Source organism: Streptomyces sp. NPDC021622, from assembly GCF_040640795.1.
Classification (GTDB): Bacteria; Actinomycetota; Actinomycetes; order Streptomycetales; family Streptomycetaceae; genus Streptomyces.
The window spans coordinates 592786-604901 of record NZ_JBFACK010000001.1; the positions used below are offsets into that span (position 1 = coordinate 592786).

At 71.6% G+C, this 12116-nt stretch carries 15 protein-coding genes; 13 read left to right on the forward strand and 2 right to left on the reverse strand.

What is annotated here, in order from left to right; all coding sequences use genetic code 11:
* The first annotated feature begins 13 nt into the window (after window positions 1-13).
* The 5 genes from priA (at window position 14) to AB0G47_RS02710 (ending at window position 3921) form a co-directional block, all read left to right on the forward strand.
* Window positions 14-739 (forward strand): bifunctional 1-(5-phosphoribosyl)-5-((5-phosphoribosylamino)methylideneamino)imidazole-4-carboxamide isomerase/phosphoribosylanthranilate isomerase PriA, encoded by a 726-nt coding sequence (gene priA, locus AB0G47_RS02690; RefSeq protein WP_360763937.1) that lies wholly within the window; start codon window positions 14-16, stop codon window positions 737-739.
* On the forward strand, window positions 736-1137 hold the full coding sequence (locus AB0G47_RS02695; RefSeq protein WP_360763314.1) for a RidA family protein: 402 nt from the start codon (window positions 736-738) through the stop codon (window positions 1135-1137). Before priA ends, AB0G47_RS02695 begins: the two co-directional genes overlap by 4 nt.
* Window positions 1134-1889, forward strand: coding sequence for an imidazole glycerol phosphate synthase subunit HisF (gene hisF, locus AB0G47_RS02700; protein WP_360763316.1), 756 nt, complete (start codon window positions 1134-1136; stop codon window positions 1887-1889). The genes AB0G47_RS02695 and hisF overlap by 4 nt, the downstream gene beginning before the upstream one ends.
* Window positions 1890-2007: 118 nt before the next feature.
* Entirely contained in the window at window positions 2008-2610 is a 603-nt protein-coding gene (locus tag AB0G47_RS02705; protein WP_360763318.1) for a helix-turn-helix domain-containing protein, read from the forward strand.
* Between the two features lie 15 nt (window positions 2611-2625).
* Window positions 2626-3921 carry an MFS transporter gene (locus AB0G47_RS02710; RefSeq protein ID WP_360763320.1) on the forward strand — a complete coding sequence of 432 codons (1296 nt, stop codon included), beginning with the start codon at window positions 2626-2628 and terminating at the stop codon, window positions 3919-3921.
* 48 nt (window positions 3922-3969) lie between these two features.
* Here the strand turns inward: AB0G47_RS02710 and AB0G47_RS02715 are convergent, their stop codons facing one another.
* Window positions 3970-4605, reverse strand: coding sequence for a TIGR03085 family metal-binding protein (locus AB0G47_RS02715; protein ID WP_360763322.1), 636 nt, complete (start codon window positions 4603-4605; stop codon window positions 3970-3972).
* Window positions 4606-4687: 82 nt separating this feature from the next.
* Here AB0G47_RS02715 and hisI point away from each other — a divergent pair, with 82 nt between their 5' ends.
* The gene (gene hisI / locus AB0G47_RS02720) at window positions 4688-5068 is read left to right on the forward strand and encodes a phosphoribosyl-AMP cyclohydrolase (protein ID WP_360763324.1); all 381 of its coding nucleotides are present in this window, start codon (window positions 4688-4690) and stop codon (window positions 5066-5068) included.
* A 12-nt stretch (window positions 5069-5080) separates the two neighbouring features.
* On the opposite strand, the gene AB0G47_RS02725 is transcribed toward hisI, so the two are convergent.
* On the reverse strand, window positions 5081-5569 hold the full coding sequence (locus AB0G47_RS02725; protein ID WP_360763326.1) for a hypothetical protein: 489 nt from the start codon (window positions 5567-5569) through the stop codon (window positions 5081-5083).
* A gap of 79 nt (window positions 5570-5648) precedes the next feature.
* On the opposite strand from AB0G47_RS02725, the gene AB0G47_RS02730 reads away from it, so the two are divergent.
* The 7 genes from AB0G47_RS02730 (at window position 5649) to trpA (ending at window position 12106) form a co-directional block, all read left to right on the forward strand.
* A complete protein-coding gene (locus AB0G47_RS02730; protein ID WP_360763328.1) occupies window positions 5649-7151 on the forward strand; it encodes an anthranilate synthase component I in 1503 nt (500 codons plus the stop codon).
* Window positions 7152-7158: 7 nt separating this feature from the next.
* Window positions 7159-7821, forward strand: coding sequence for a TIGR02234 family membrane protein (locus tag AB0G47_RS02735; RefSeq protein ID WP_360763330.1), 663 nt, complete (start codon window positions 7159-7161; stop codon window positions 7819-7821).
* 91 nt (window positions 7822-7912) lie between these two features.
* Window positions 7913-8146 (forward strand): HGxxPAAW family protein, encoded by a 234-nt coding sequence (locus AB0G47_RS02740; RefSeq protein ID WP_360763332.1) that lies wholly within the window; start codon window positions 7913-7915, stop codon window positions 8144-8146.
* 126 nt (window positions 8147-8272) lie between these two features.
* Window positions 8273-8716 carry a DUF2752 domain-containing protein gene (locus AB0G47_RS02745; protein WP_360763333.1) on the forward strand — a complete coding sequence of 148 codons (444 nt, stop codon included), beginning with the start codon at window positions 8273-8275 and terminating at the stop codon, window positions 8714-8716.
* A 147-nt stretch (window positions 8717-8863) separates the two neighbouring features.
* Window positions 8864-9673 carry an indole-3-glycerol phosphate synthase TrpC gene (gene trpC, locus AB0G47_RS02750; protein WP_266868057.1) on the forward strand — a complete coding sequence of 270 codons (810 nt, stop codon included), beginning with the start codon at window positions 8864-8866 and terminating at the stop codon, window positions 9671-9673.
* Window positions 9674-10007: 334 nt separating this feature from the next.
* Complete coding sequence (gene trpB, locus AB0G47_RS02755) at window positions 10008-11294, forward strand: tryptophan synthase subunit beta (RefSeq protein WP_360763335.1); 1287 nt, start codon at window positions 10008-10010, stop codon at window positions 11292-11294.
* On the forward strand, window positions 11291-12106 hold the full coding sequence (gene trpA / locus AB0G47_RS02760) for a tryptophan synthase subunit alpha (RefSeq protein WP_360763337.1): 816 nt from the start codon (window positions 11291-11293) through the stop codon (window positions 12104-12106). The genes trpB and trpA overlap by 4 nt, the downstream gene beginning before the upstream one ends.
* Window positions 12107-12116 lie beyond the last annotated feature (10 nt).

Sequence of the window (12116 nt, forward strand, 5' to 3'; positions counted from 1 at the left end):
GTCAGGGATTTCTGTGAGCAAGCTCGAACTCCTCCCCGCCGTCGACGTCCGTGACGGCCAGGCCGTACGCCTCGTGCACGGCGAGTCCGGATCGGAGACCTCCTACGGCTCCCCGCTGGAGGCCGCACTCTCCTGGCAGCGGTCGGGCGCCGAGTGGCTGCACCTGGTCGACCTGGACGCCGCGTTCGGCACCGGCGACAACCGCGCGCTGATCGCCGAGGTCGCGGGCGCCATGGACATCAAGGTGGAGCTGTCCGGCGGCATCCGCGACGACGCGTCCTTGGAGGCCGCGCTCGCCACCGGCTGCACGCGAGTGAACCTCGGTACGGCGGCCCTGGAGACCCCGGAGTGGGTCGCCAAGGTCATCGCGTCGCACGGCGACAAGATCGCGGTCGGCCTGGACGTACGCGGTACGACCCTGCGCGGCCGCGGCTGGACCCGCGACGGCGGCGACCTCTACGAAACGCTGGAGCGCCTCAACTCCGAGGGCTGCGCCCGCTATGTCGTCACGGACATCGCCAAGGACGGCACGCTGCAGGGCCCGAACCTGGAGCTTCTGCGGGGCGTCTGCGCGGCGACGGACCGTCCGGTCGTGGCATCGGGCGGTGTTTCGTCTCTCGACGACCTGCGCGCGATCGCCGAGCTCGTGCCCCTGGGCGTCGAGGGCTCCATCGTCGGCAAGGCGCTGTACGCGAAGGCCTTCACCCTGGAAGAGGCCCTCGCAGCGGTGGCGTCATGAGCGACATCGTCCGCAGGGTGAGCTCGGGCGGACCGTGGGAGGAAGCCATCGGCTACTCCCGCGCCGTCGAGCTGCCCAACGGCCTTGTCCTGGTGTCGGGTTGCACGTCGGTGGTGAACGGCGTCATAGACGCCGGAACCCCCTACGAGCAGGCTGCCAACGCGTTCCACGTAGCCGTCGAGTCCCTCAAGAAGCTGGGCCTCGGTCGCGAGCACGTCGTACGCACCCGCATGTATCTGACCCACGCGCGTGACGTGGACGAGGTCGGCCGGGCCCACAAGGAGCTCTTCGACGACGTCCGCCCCGCCGCATCCATGATCATCGTCTCCGGCTTCATCGACCCGAGCCTGGTCGTCGAGGTCGAGGTCGAGGCGTACCGGGGAGCTGAGAGCTCATGACCCTGGCCGTACGAGTGATCCCCTGCCTGGACGTGGACAACGGCCGGGTCGTCAAGGGCGTCAACTTCCAGAACCTGCGCGACGCGGGCGACCCCGTCGAGATGGCCAAGGTGTACGACGCCGAGGGCGCCGACGAGCTGACCTTCCTGGACATCACGGCGTCCTCCGGCAACCGCGAGACCACGTACGACGTGGTGCGCCGCACCGCCGAGCAGGTCTTCATCCCGCTCACGGTGGGTGGGGGAGTACGCACGGCGGAAGACGTCGACAAGCTCCTCCGAGCCGGCGCCGACAAGGTGGGCGTGAACACGGCCGCCATCGCGCGCCCCGAGCTGATCCGCGAGATCGCGGAGCGGTTCGGCCGCCAGGTGCTCGTCCTTTCGGTGGACGCGAGGCGGACTCCGTCCGGGGGCTTCGAGGTCACGACCCACGGCGGCCGCAAGTCCGCCGGGATCGACGCCGTCGAATGGGCCCACCAGGCCGCCGAGTTGGGCGCGGGGGAGATCCTGCTCAACTCGATGGACGCGGACGGCACGAAGGACGGCTACGACATCGAGATGATCACGGCGGTGCGCCGCCATGTCACGGTTCCGGTGATCGCCTCCGGCGGCGCGGGCCGCCTCGACCACTTCCCGCCGGCCATCGCCGCGGGCGCGGACGCGGTGCTTGCCGCGTCGGTCTTCCACTTCGGGGATCTGCGGATCGGTGAGGTGAAGGACACCTTGCGGGAGGCGGGCCACCCGGTCCGCTGAGGCGCTTTCCGCGTAAGCCCTGGTCACTGGGTGGCCAGGGCTTTGCTCTGCCCAGTTAGGCAGGAAAACTTGCGCAATATATATTGCGCAAGTTTTCCTTCGCATCTACGGTCGGGGCATGGACGACAAGCAGCCCAACCCTCCCGAGCCCCGCCGCATCACCGACCTCGGCACGCTCAAGGCGTTCGGGCATCCGCTGCGCCTGAAGATCTACAGCACGCTGCGGGTGGCGGGCCCGGCGACCGCGTCCCACCTCGCCGCACAGGTCGACGAGGCGGTCTCGCTGGTCAGTTACCACCTGCGCAAGCTCGCGGAGCACGGCCTCATCGAGGAGGCCGAGACGCAGAGCGAAGATGCGCGGGAACGGTGGTGGCAGGCCGCGCAGGAGACTGTGAGCTTCCGGCACGAGGACTTCAAGGACACCCCGGAGGGGGTCGCGGAGCACGCGGCGGTCATCCGCCGGTTGATTGCGTTCCGCAAGGAGCAGTCCGAGACCTACCTGGACCAGCAGGCGGCATGGGGCGCCGAATGGCGCCTGGCGGCCGACCAGTCGGACTTCCTCGCCCGCCTGAACCCGGCCGAACTCACCCGCCTCAACGCCGAGATCCACGCCCTGATCAAGACGTACGAGGAGCGGGGCAAGGCCGCCGAGGCGGCGGGCGACACCGAGGGGCGCGAGAACGTCGCCGTGCATCTGGCCAGCTTCCCGTTCCGTCTCTGAGAGGGCTTCCCCACCGTGACCGCGACGCCCGTCATACGCACGGCCCCCGCCGGGGAACGCCCCGCGCACCGCGACGGCAACGTCCTGCGCTGGCTCGGCGCGTACAGCGCGTCAGCCGTCGGCGACAACATCTACTACCTGGCCCTGTCCTGGGCGGCGGTCCAGTCCGGCAGCCCCTCGCAGGCGGGCCTGGTGATGACCGTGAGCGCCGTCCCGCGGGCCCTGCTGATGCTGGGCGGGGGAGTGATCGCCGACCGGTTCGGGCCGCGGCGGGTCGTCATCGGCAGTGACGCGGTGCGGTGTGCGGCGGTGTTCGCGGTGGCGGCGCTGCTGGTCGTGACGAGCCCCGGGCTGTGGCTGCTCGCCGTGCTCGGTCTGGTCTTCGGGACGGTCGACGCGCTGTTCATGCCGGCCGTGGGTGCGCTGCCCGCCCGGGTCACGGGGCGGGACCAACTGGCGCGGGTGCAGGGCATGCGGGGGCTGGTGATCCGCCTCGCCCATGTCGTCGGGGCGCCGCTCGGCGGTCTCGGCATCGCGCTCGGCGGCCCGGCGGCGGCGTTCGGCATCGCGGGGCTCCTGTTCGCGGTGTCGCTGCCGCTGCTGATGTCCGTCCGCATGGGCGAGCTGCCGCCCGACGACGCGGCGGACGGTGGGCGGACGGCGTGGCGCGAACTGGGGGACGGGCTGCGGTACATCCGGCGGCACCGGGTCCTCGCGCCGCTGATGGTCGTCGTCGCCCTCGCCGACCTGGGGTTCGTCGGGCCGCTGAACATCGGGCTCACCATGCTGGCCGACGAGCGGGGGTGGGGCGCGTCGGGGATGGGCGTCGTGCTCGCCGGATTCGGGGCGGGGGCCGGGACGTCCGCGCTGTGGCTGACGGTGCGGGGGCGGGTGCCGAGGGCGGGGCTCGTCCTGTCCGTCACATGTCTCGTCGCGGCGGCGGGAGTCGCGGGCATCGCATATGTGCCGCAGCTTCGGGGCGCCGTGGCGGTGGCGTTGATGACGGGGCTCGTGGTGGGTTTTACGGGGGCGGTGTCCGGGGCCCTCACCCAGACCGAGTCCGATCCCGCCTACCTGGGGCGGGTCACCGCCGTCGGGGGTCTGGTCAGCCTGGGCATGGCGCCGCTGACGTATCCCGTGACAGGGGTCGCCGTGGAGGCATGGGGGACGGCGCCGGTCTTCACCGTCAGCGCGGTGGCCTGCGGCCTGGCGGGGGCGTACGGGCTGTGCGCGAGGGGGTTGCGGGGGGTTGAGCTGCCGGGCAATCCGGTGGGTGGGCGGGAAAAATCCGCCGCGAAGCGGCGGTCTTGAGCGGGGTCCGGGGCGAGCCCCGGAAACGCCGCCGGGCGCCCCCCCCGTTCAGATCCCCAGCTGCTTCGTCTCGTGCAGTTTCGCCACCGCGTCCTTGTCGCCGTCCAGTTCCACGTTCGCCGCGTCCTGGCGGCCGTACGCGAACATCAGGAGCTCGGCCGGTTCGCCGGTCACCGTCACCACCGGGGTGCCCCGGTGCGCCACCGCCGTCTGGCCGTCGGGGCGGCGCAGGACCAGGCCGACGGGGGCCTTGCGGCCCACCAGGCGGGCCATTCGCTCCAGGCGGGACCAGAGCGCGTCGGAGAAGACGGGGTCAAGATCGCGCGGCGTCCAGTCGGGCTGGGCGCGGCGCACGTCCTCGGTGTGGACGTAGAACTCTATGGCGTTCGACGCCTCGTCGATCTGCTTGAGGGAGAAGGGCGAGAAGCGCGGCGGCCCCGTCCTGATCAGCTGGATCAGCTCCTCGTACGGCTTCGCGGCGAACTCGGCCTGCACCCGCTCGAGCCGCGCCGCGAGCTGCTTGATCAGAAGCCCGCCCGCGGCGTCCGCGCGGCGCTCGCGCACCACCACATGGGCCGCGAGATCGCGGGCGTTCCAGCCCTCGCAGAGGGTGGGCGCGTCGGGGCCCGCCGCCTCCAACAGATCGGCGAGGAGGAGCCGTTCACGCTTTGCATGGGTCGACATACCCCCCAGCCTACGACCGAGTAGCCCGTCCGTGCAGTGGACGCGGGCCGACCGGACCACACCGGCGCGGCACAATGGCCGTATGACCGTCACGCCCCCGCCCAGCAGCCTCGCCCCCGAGATCGCCGCCCGCCTCAAGCGCGGCGCCGACGGGCTCTTCCCCGCCATCGCCCAGCAGTACGACACCGGCGAAGTGCTGATGCTGGGCTGGATGGACGACGAGGCGCTGCACCGCACGCTCACGACCGGGAGCTGCACCTACTGGTCGCGCAGCAGGCAGTCGTACTGGGTGAAGGGCGACACGTCCGGCCACTTCCAGTACGTGAAGTCCGTGGCCCTGGACTGCGACGCGGACACCGTCCTGGTCCAGGTCGACCAGATCGGCGCCGCCTGTCACACGGGCACCCGCACCTGCTTCGACACCGACACCCTCACGGTCACCTTCACCGGCACCGAGGAGTGACCGAAGCCCTCGTCACCGGCACCGCAGCGTGATCGTCTCGCCGTCCCTGAGCACGATGCGGGACGGGTCGCCGGGCAGCCGGCGCCCCGCGACGTCGGCGTGACAGTTGTCCTCCCGTACCCGATCGCGTACGCCCCACTCGATCAGCAGCTGACCCAGCGTGAAGTCCTGCCACCGCTCCGACTCGACGTGCAGCGTGCCGCTCGTGTCGTGCGTGTGCAGCGGGCTGTAACGCGGCTTCGGGCCCGAGCGGTCGATGCCCAGGTCCGCGGGGACCGTGACGGGGTGGCCGTCGGAGTACACCCTCAGCATCGTGTGGATGTGCATGTCCATCGCCTCGGCGTCGAGCATCTCAAGGCCCGCCGCCCGGACCCGTTCCGGTACGTCCTTGGGGGCGGGCCACACCACCTGGTCGGGCGCCGCGGCCGCGAACGCGGACGTGGTCAGCAGCAGGGCGAGGGCGAGAGGGGAGAGGGCGCGGAGCCCGGTCGTCGTCTTCATCGTCCCCTTCTAGCGGCTCGCCTTGAACGGGAGCGGCACCAACACCGGGCCCCCACCCACACGGCCGTAAGCTCATCCCATGGATCTCGAGACCTTCCGCAAGTTCGCGAGCGACCGCCGAGTGATCCCCGTCAGCCGCAGACTTCTTGCGGACGGCGACACTCCGGTCGCGCTCTATCGCAAGCTCGCCGCCGAGCGGCCCGGCACCTTCCTCCTGGAGTCCGCGGAGAACGGCCGCTCATGGTCTCGCTACTCCTTCGTCGGCGTCCGCAGCGCCGCCACCCTCACCACGCGCGACGGCGATGCCCACTGGCTCGGCACCCCGCCGATCGGCGTCCCCACGTCCGGCGACCCGCTCGAGGCCCTGCGCGCCACCGTCCAGACCCTGCACACCCCGCACGACCTGGGGTCCGGGATGCCGCCGTTCACCGGCGGGATGGTCGGCTATCTCGGGTACGACATCGTGCGCCGCCTGGAGAAGATCGGCCCCGGCGAGCGGGACGACCTCCGTCTGCCGGAACTGACCATGCTGCTCACCAGCGATCTCGCCGTCCTCGACCACTGGGACGGGTCCGTGCTCCTGATCGCCAACGCGATCAACCACAACGACCTGGAGACCGGCGTCGACGAGGCGTACGCCGACGCCGTCGCCCGGCTCGACGCGATGGAGGCCGATCTGTCCCGGCCCGTCGCCCAGCCCCCTGCCGCGCTGCCGCCGTCCGAGCTCCCGGAGTACACGGCGCTGTGGGGCGGCGAGCAGTACCAGGCCGTCGTCGAGGACATCAAGGAGCGCATCCGCGCGGGCGAGGCCTTCCAGGTCGTCCCCTCGCAGCGCTTCGAAACCCCTTGTTCGGCAAGCGCGTTGGACGTCTACCGGGTGCTGCGGGCGACCAATCCGTCGCCGTACATGTATCTCTTCCGCTTCGACGGATTCGACGTCGTCGGCTCGTCGCCCGAGGCCCTCGTCAAGGTCGAGGACGGGCGCGCCATGGTGCACCCCATCGCCGGCACCCGGCCGCGCGGCACCACCCCGCAGGAGGACCAGGCGCTCGCCGACGAACTGCTCGCCGACCCCAAGGAGCGCGCCGAGCATCTGATGCTCGTCGACCTGGGGCGCAACGACCTGGGGCGCGTCTGCGAGCCCGGTTCGGTCGAGGTCGTCGACTTCATGTCCATCGAGAAGTACTCCCACGTCATGCACATCGTGTCGACGGTCACCGGACAGGTCGCCGAAGGCCGCACCGCCTTCGACGTCCTCACCGCCTGCTTCCCGGCGGGCACCCTCTCCGGAGCGCCCAAGCCGCGCGCGATGCAGATCATCGACGAGGTCGAACCGTCCCGGCGCGGCCTGTACGGCGGCTGTGTCGGCTATCTCGACTTCGCGGGCGACTCCGACACCGCCATCGCCATCCGCACCGCGCTCCTGCGCGACGGCACGGCGTATGTGCAGGCGGGCGCGGGAGTCGTCGCCGACTCCGACCCGGTCGCCGAGGACACCGAGTGCCGCAACAAGGCGGCCGCGGTCCTGCGGGCCGTCCACACGGCGAACCGGCTGCGGCGCACGGATGGACGTGAGGGATAGTGGAGGGGTGACTTCTGCCGTACCAACGCCACGATCCGATGCCGCCCGCGCCGACGCCGAACCCGAGACCCGGGCCCGGCGCGGCGGGCGGCGCAGCATCGCCGTGGCCCTGCTGCTCGGCGCCGTCGGCGCGGCTCTCGCGCTGCTCGCGTCCCGCCGGGCCTGGGCCCACGGCACCGCGTCGGTGGCGGGCGGCGACCTGCCGCTGACCGCCACGGGCAGCGATGTCACGGGCGTGCCCGCGGCCCTGGCGATAGTGGGCCTGGCCGCCCTCGTCGCCGTCTTCGCGGTCCGCAAGGCGGGCCGGATGCTGGTCTCGCTGCTGCTCGCGCTGAGCGGCGCGGGCACGGTCGCCGCCGCCCTGCTCGCCGCCAACGACAGCGGCGCGCTCGACGAGAAGGCCGCCGAGGCCTCCGGCGACACGGCCGCGCGGATCGGTGATCTCAGCCACACCGGCTGGCCGTACGCTGCGGCCGCCGCGGGCGCGCTGATCCTGATCGCCGGGCTGCTCGCCCTGACGTACGGCAAGTCCTGGCCCGCGATGTCGGGGCGCTACGAACGCGACGGCGCCCCCCGCCCCCGCAAGGCGACCCCCACGGTGGACCCCGACCGGCCCGAGGACCTGTGGAAGGCACTCGACCGCGGCGAGGACCCGACGCGCGAGGCATGACCCCCGCGCTCACGGCTTTCCCGCGAGTACGGGACAATGGAACAGTGAGCGTTCGACTCACCACCACGCAGACAGCAACAAGGAGCAAGTAATGGCGGGCACGAGCCACGGACACACCCCGGCCGCCTGGACCGGTGCCATCATCGTCTTCATCGGTTTCTGTGTTTCGGGTGCCTTCATGGTGATGGCCAACCCGCTCGGCTTCTGGGCCGGCATGGTCATCTGCGGCGTCGGCGGCCTCGTCGGCCTCGCCATGCGCGCCGCCGGCCTGGGCCAGGCTCCCAAGCGCCAGCCGCAGGCCCGGCTCGCGCCGTCCGAGGGCTGATTTCTTTCTCGTACGGGTTTCTCGTACGCAGCTTTCTCGTACGCAGTCGAATGAGGCGGTCCGGCAGATGCCGGGCCGCCTCATTCGTGTCTCCCCGCAGGGCGGCGGGCGCCGCCGGAGGGCAGAATGCGTCGGGTGAACGCTGAACCCGGGAGCACGGCACCGGCCGCCGGCCTCGCGCTGCGGCGCCTCGCCGTGCCCGTCGGCGTGCTCGGCTCGGTCGTGGCCGCCTTCGCGTACGTGGGGACCGTCGACCCGAACGAGCCGGGCCACTACCCGCCTTGTCCGCTGCTCCGGCTCACCGGCATCTTCTGCCCCGGCTGCGGCGGACTGCGCAGCGCCCACGCCTTCATCCACGGCGACCTCGCCGCGGCGCTCGGCGCCAACGCGCTCGCCGTCGCCGGGTACGTCGTGTTCGCCGTGGTGTGGACCCTGTGGGCGGTGCGGGCGGTGCGCGGGCGGCCGCTGCGGATCGCGTTGGGGACCGCACAGCTGTACGGCGTCGGCGCGCTGATCGCCGTTTTCACCCTCGTTCGCAATCTGCCGTTCGGGGCATGGCTGCACCCTTGATTGAACGGTGAACGCGCAGGCCCGAGGGGGTGCGGAGTGTCCAGGACGTGGGACTGGTGTCAACCGGATGCGGGGCCTTCGCCCTCCTGCGGATACCATCGCAGTGACCAACGGAATGCCTGATGAGCAGGGAAGGGGGCCGCTCGCGTGAGTGTGCTCGACGAGATCATCGACGGAGTCCGTGCCGACCTCGCGGAACGGCAGGCGCGCGTCAGCCTCGACGAGCTCAAGGAGCGCGCGGCGAAGGCTCCGGCAGCCAAGGACGGCGCCGCCGCACTGCGTGGCGACGGGGTCAAGGTCATCTGTGAGGTCAAGCGCTCCAGCCCGTCCAAGGGCGCGCTCGCCGCGATCGCCGACCCGGCGGGTCTCGCCGCCGACTACGAGGCGGGCGGCGCGGCCGTCATCTCCGTGCTGACCGAGGAGCGCCGCTTCGGCGGTTCGCTCGCCGACCTGGAGGCCGTCCGGGCCAGGGTCGACATCCCGGTGCTCCGCAAGGACTTCATCGTCACCTCGTACCAGCTGTGGGAGGCACGGGCCTACGGCGCCGACCTCGTTCTGCTGATCGTTGCCGCACTTGAACAGCCCGCCCTGGAGTCGCTCATCGAGCGCGCCGAGTCGATCGGCCTGACGCCGATCGTCGAGGTGCACGACGAGGACGAGGCCGAGCGGGCCGTGGACGCGGGGGCGCGGGTCATCGGCGTCAACAACCGCGACCTCAAGACCCTCAAGGTCGACCGCTCCACCTTCGAGCGCGTCGCCCCCGAGCTGCCGGACAGCGTCGTCAAGATCGCCGAGTCCGGTGTGCGCGGGCCGCACGACCTGATCGCCTTCGCCAACGCGGGCGCCGACGCGGTGCTTGTCGGCGAGTCCCTGGTGACCGGCCGCGACCCGAAGTCCGCCGTCTCCGACCTGGTCGCCGCGGGCGCCCACCCGGCCCTCCGCCACGGACGGAGCTGACCCTCAGCCATGTCGATCGCCGCCCGCCTCGCCCCCGGCTGCCGCCCCCGCGGCTGCCGGGCGCCTGCGCGACGCGTGCGCGGCAGGCGAGTGCGCTACCACATCGGATCTGAGCCGGGCCAGATCCCTGGGATGCGATGGCAGGGCGGCGCCTTGAACGCCGCCGAGAGCTGAAGCGCCCCTGCAAGGGGCGCGGGACTGTTTCGATATGCGGCTCCGCCGCGTGGGCGCGATCAGCCCAAGCCGGGCCGCAGTCGCGACAGAACCGTGACCAGCTACGGCGTCAGGGCGTACTCATGCCAAACGACAACGCCAGCCTTAGCGAGGTTTCCGCATGCCCAGCAACTTCTTCATCCCCGACCCGGAGGGTCAAGTCCCCACCGCCGAGGGCTACTTCGGCGCGTTCGGCGGCAAGTTCATCCCGGAGGCCCTCGTCGCCGCCGTGGACGAGGTCGCCGTCGAGTACGACAAGGCCAAGAACGACCCCGCCTTCGCCGCAGAGCTCGACGATCTCCTCGTCAACTACACGGGAAGGCCCAGCAGCCTCACGGAGGTGCCCCGCTTCGCGGAGCACGCCGGCGGCGCCCGCATCTTCCTCAAGCGCGAGGACCTGAACCACACCGGCTCGCACAAGATCAACAACGTGCTCGGCCAGGCCCTGCTCACCAAGCGCATGGGCAAGACCCGCGTCATCGCCGAGACCGGCGCGGGCCAGCACGGCGTCGCCACGGCGACCGCCTGCGCGCTCTTCGGCCTCGACTGCACCATCTACATGGGCGAGATCGACACCCAGCGCCAGGCCCTGAACGTGGCCCGGATGCGCATGCTGGGCGCCGAGGTCGTGGCCGTGAAGTCCGGCAGCCGCACCCTCAAGGACGCCATCAACGAGGCGTTCCGCGACTGGGTCGCCAACGTGGACAGGACCCACTACCTCTTCGGGACCGTCGCGGGCCCGCACCCCTTCCCCGCCATGGTCCGCGACTTCCACCGGGTCATCGGAGTGGAGGCCCGGCGGCAGATCCTGGAGCGCGCCGGACGCCTGCCCGACGCCGCCGTCGCCTGTGTGGGCGGCGGGTCCAACGCCATCGGCCTCTTCCACGCCTTCATCCCGGACGCCGACGTACGCCTCATCGGATGCGAGCCCGCGGGGCACGGCGTCGAGACCGGCGAGCACGCGGCCACGCTGACCGCGGGCGAGCCGGGCATCCTGCACGGCTCACGGTCGTACGTCCTCCAGGACGAGGAGGGCCAGATCACCGAGCCCTACTCGATCTCCGCCGGACTCGACTACCCCGGCATCGGCCCCGAGCACGCCTTCCTCAAGGACAGCGGCCGCGGCGAGTACCGCGCGGTCACCGACGACGCCGCCATGCAGGCGCTGCGGCTCCTGTCGCGGACCGAGGGCATCATCCCGGCCATCGAGAGCGCCCACGCGCTGGCCGGGGCGATCGAGGTCGGCAAGGAGCTCGGCAAGGACGGGCTGATGATCGTCAACCTGTCCGGCCGCGGCGACAAGGACATGGACACGGCCGCGCGGTACTTCGGCCTGTACGACACGGACGCCACCGTAGAGGCGGACGCGTCCGCCAACGGCGCCGAGATCAAGGGGGACGCCAAGTGAGCGGCAACATCCAGCTGTTGAGCGACACCCTCGCAGCGGCCAAGTCCGAGGGCCGGTCCGCCCTCATCGCCTACCTCCCGGCCGGGTTCCCGACCGTGGACGGCGGCATCGCGGCGATCAAGGCCGTCTTCGACGGCGGCGCGGACGTCGTGGAGGTCGGTCTCCCGCACAGCGACCCCGTGCTCGACGGCCCCGTCATCCAGACCGCCGACGACATCGCGCTCAAGGCGGGGCTGAAGATCGCCGACGTGATGCGCACGGTCCGCGAGGCCCACGAGGCGACCGGCAAGCCGGTGCTCGTCATGACGTACTGGAATCCGATCGACCGCTACGGCGTCGAGCGCTTCACCGCCGAGCTCGCCGATGCGGGCGGCGCGGGCTGCATCCTGCCCGATCTGCCCGTCCAGGAGTCCGCGCTCTGGAGGGAGCACGCCGAGAAGCACGGCCTCGCGACGGTCTTCGTCGTCGCGCCGAGCAGCAAGGACGAGCGCCTCGCCACCATCACGGCGGCGGGTTCGGGCTTTGTGTACGCGGCGTCCCTGATGGGTGTCACCGGCACCCGCGAGTCCGTCGGCGAGCAGGCGCAGGAACTGGTCCGGCGCACCAAGGCCACCACCGACCTGCCGGTCTGTGTCGGCCTCGGCGTCTCCAACGCCCGCCAGGCCGCCGAGGTCGCCGGCTTCGCCGACGGCGTGATCGTCGGCTCCGCGTTCGTCCAGCGCATGCTGGACGCCCCGGACGAGGCCGCCGGTCTTGCCGAGGTCCGCGCGCTCGCGGGTGATCTTGCCAAGGGTGTGCGCGGGAACGCGTAACTCGTACGGG

Bases quoted from the DNA above. Each gene is read 5' to 3' on its own strand.
- AB0G47_RS02695 (WP_360763314.1), top strand. From the start codon at position 736: ATGAGCGACATCGTCCGCAGGGTGAGCTCGGGCGGACCGTGGGAGGAA.
- hisF (WP_360763316.1), top strand. From the start codon at position 1,134: ATGACCCTGGCCGTACGAGTGATCCCCTGCCTGGACGTGGACAACGGC.
- AB0G47_RS02705 (WP_360763318.1), top strand. From the start codon at position 2,008: ATGGACGACAAGCAGCCCAACCCTCCCGAGCCCCGCCGCATCACCGAC.
- AB0G47_RS02715 (WP_360763322.1), bottom strand. From the start codon at position 4,605: ATGTCGACCCATGCAAAGCGTGAACGGCTCCTCCTCGCCGATCTGTTG.
- hisI (WP_360763324.1), top strand. From the start codon at position 4,688: ATGACCGTCACGCCCCCGCCCAGCAGCCTCGCCCCCGAGATCGCCGCC.
- AB0G47_RS02725 (WP_360763326.1), bottom strand. From the start codon at position 5,569: ATGAAGACGACGACCGGGCTCCGCGCCCTCTCCCCTCTCGCCCTCGCC.
- AB0G47_RS02730 (WP_360763328.1), top strand. From the start codon at position 5,649: ATGGATCTCGAGACCTTCCGCAAGTTCGCGAGCGACCGCCGAGTGATC.
- AB0G47_RS02740 (WP_360763332.1), top strand. From the start codon at position 7,913: ATGGCGGGCACGAGCCACGGACACACCCCGGCCGCCTGGACCGGTGCC.
- AB0G47_RS02745 (WP_360763333.1), top strand. From the start codon at position 8,273: ATGCGTCGGGTGAACGCTGAACCCGGGAGCACGGCACCGGCCGCCGGC.
- trpB (WP_360763335.1), top strand. From the start codon at position 10,008: ATGCCCAGCAACTTCTTCATCCCCGACCCGGAGGGTCAAGTCCCCACC.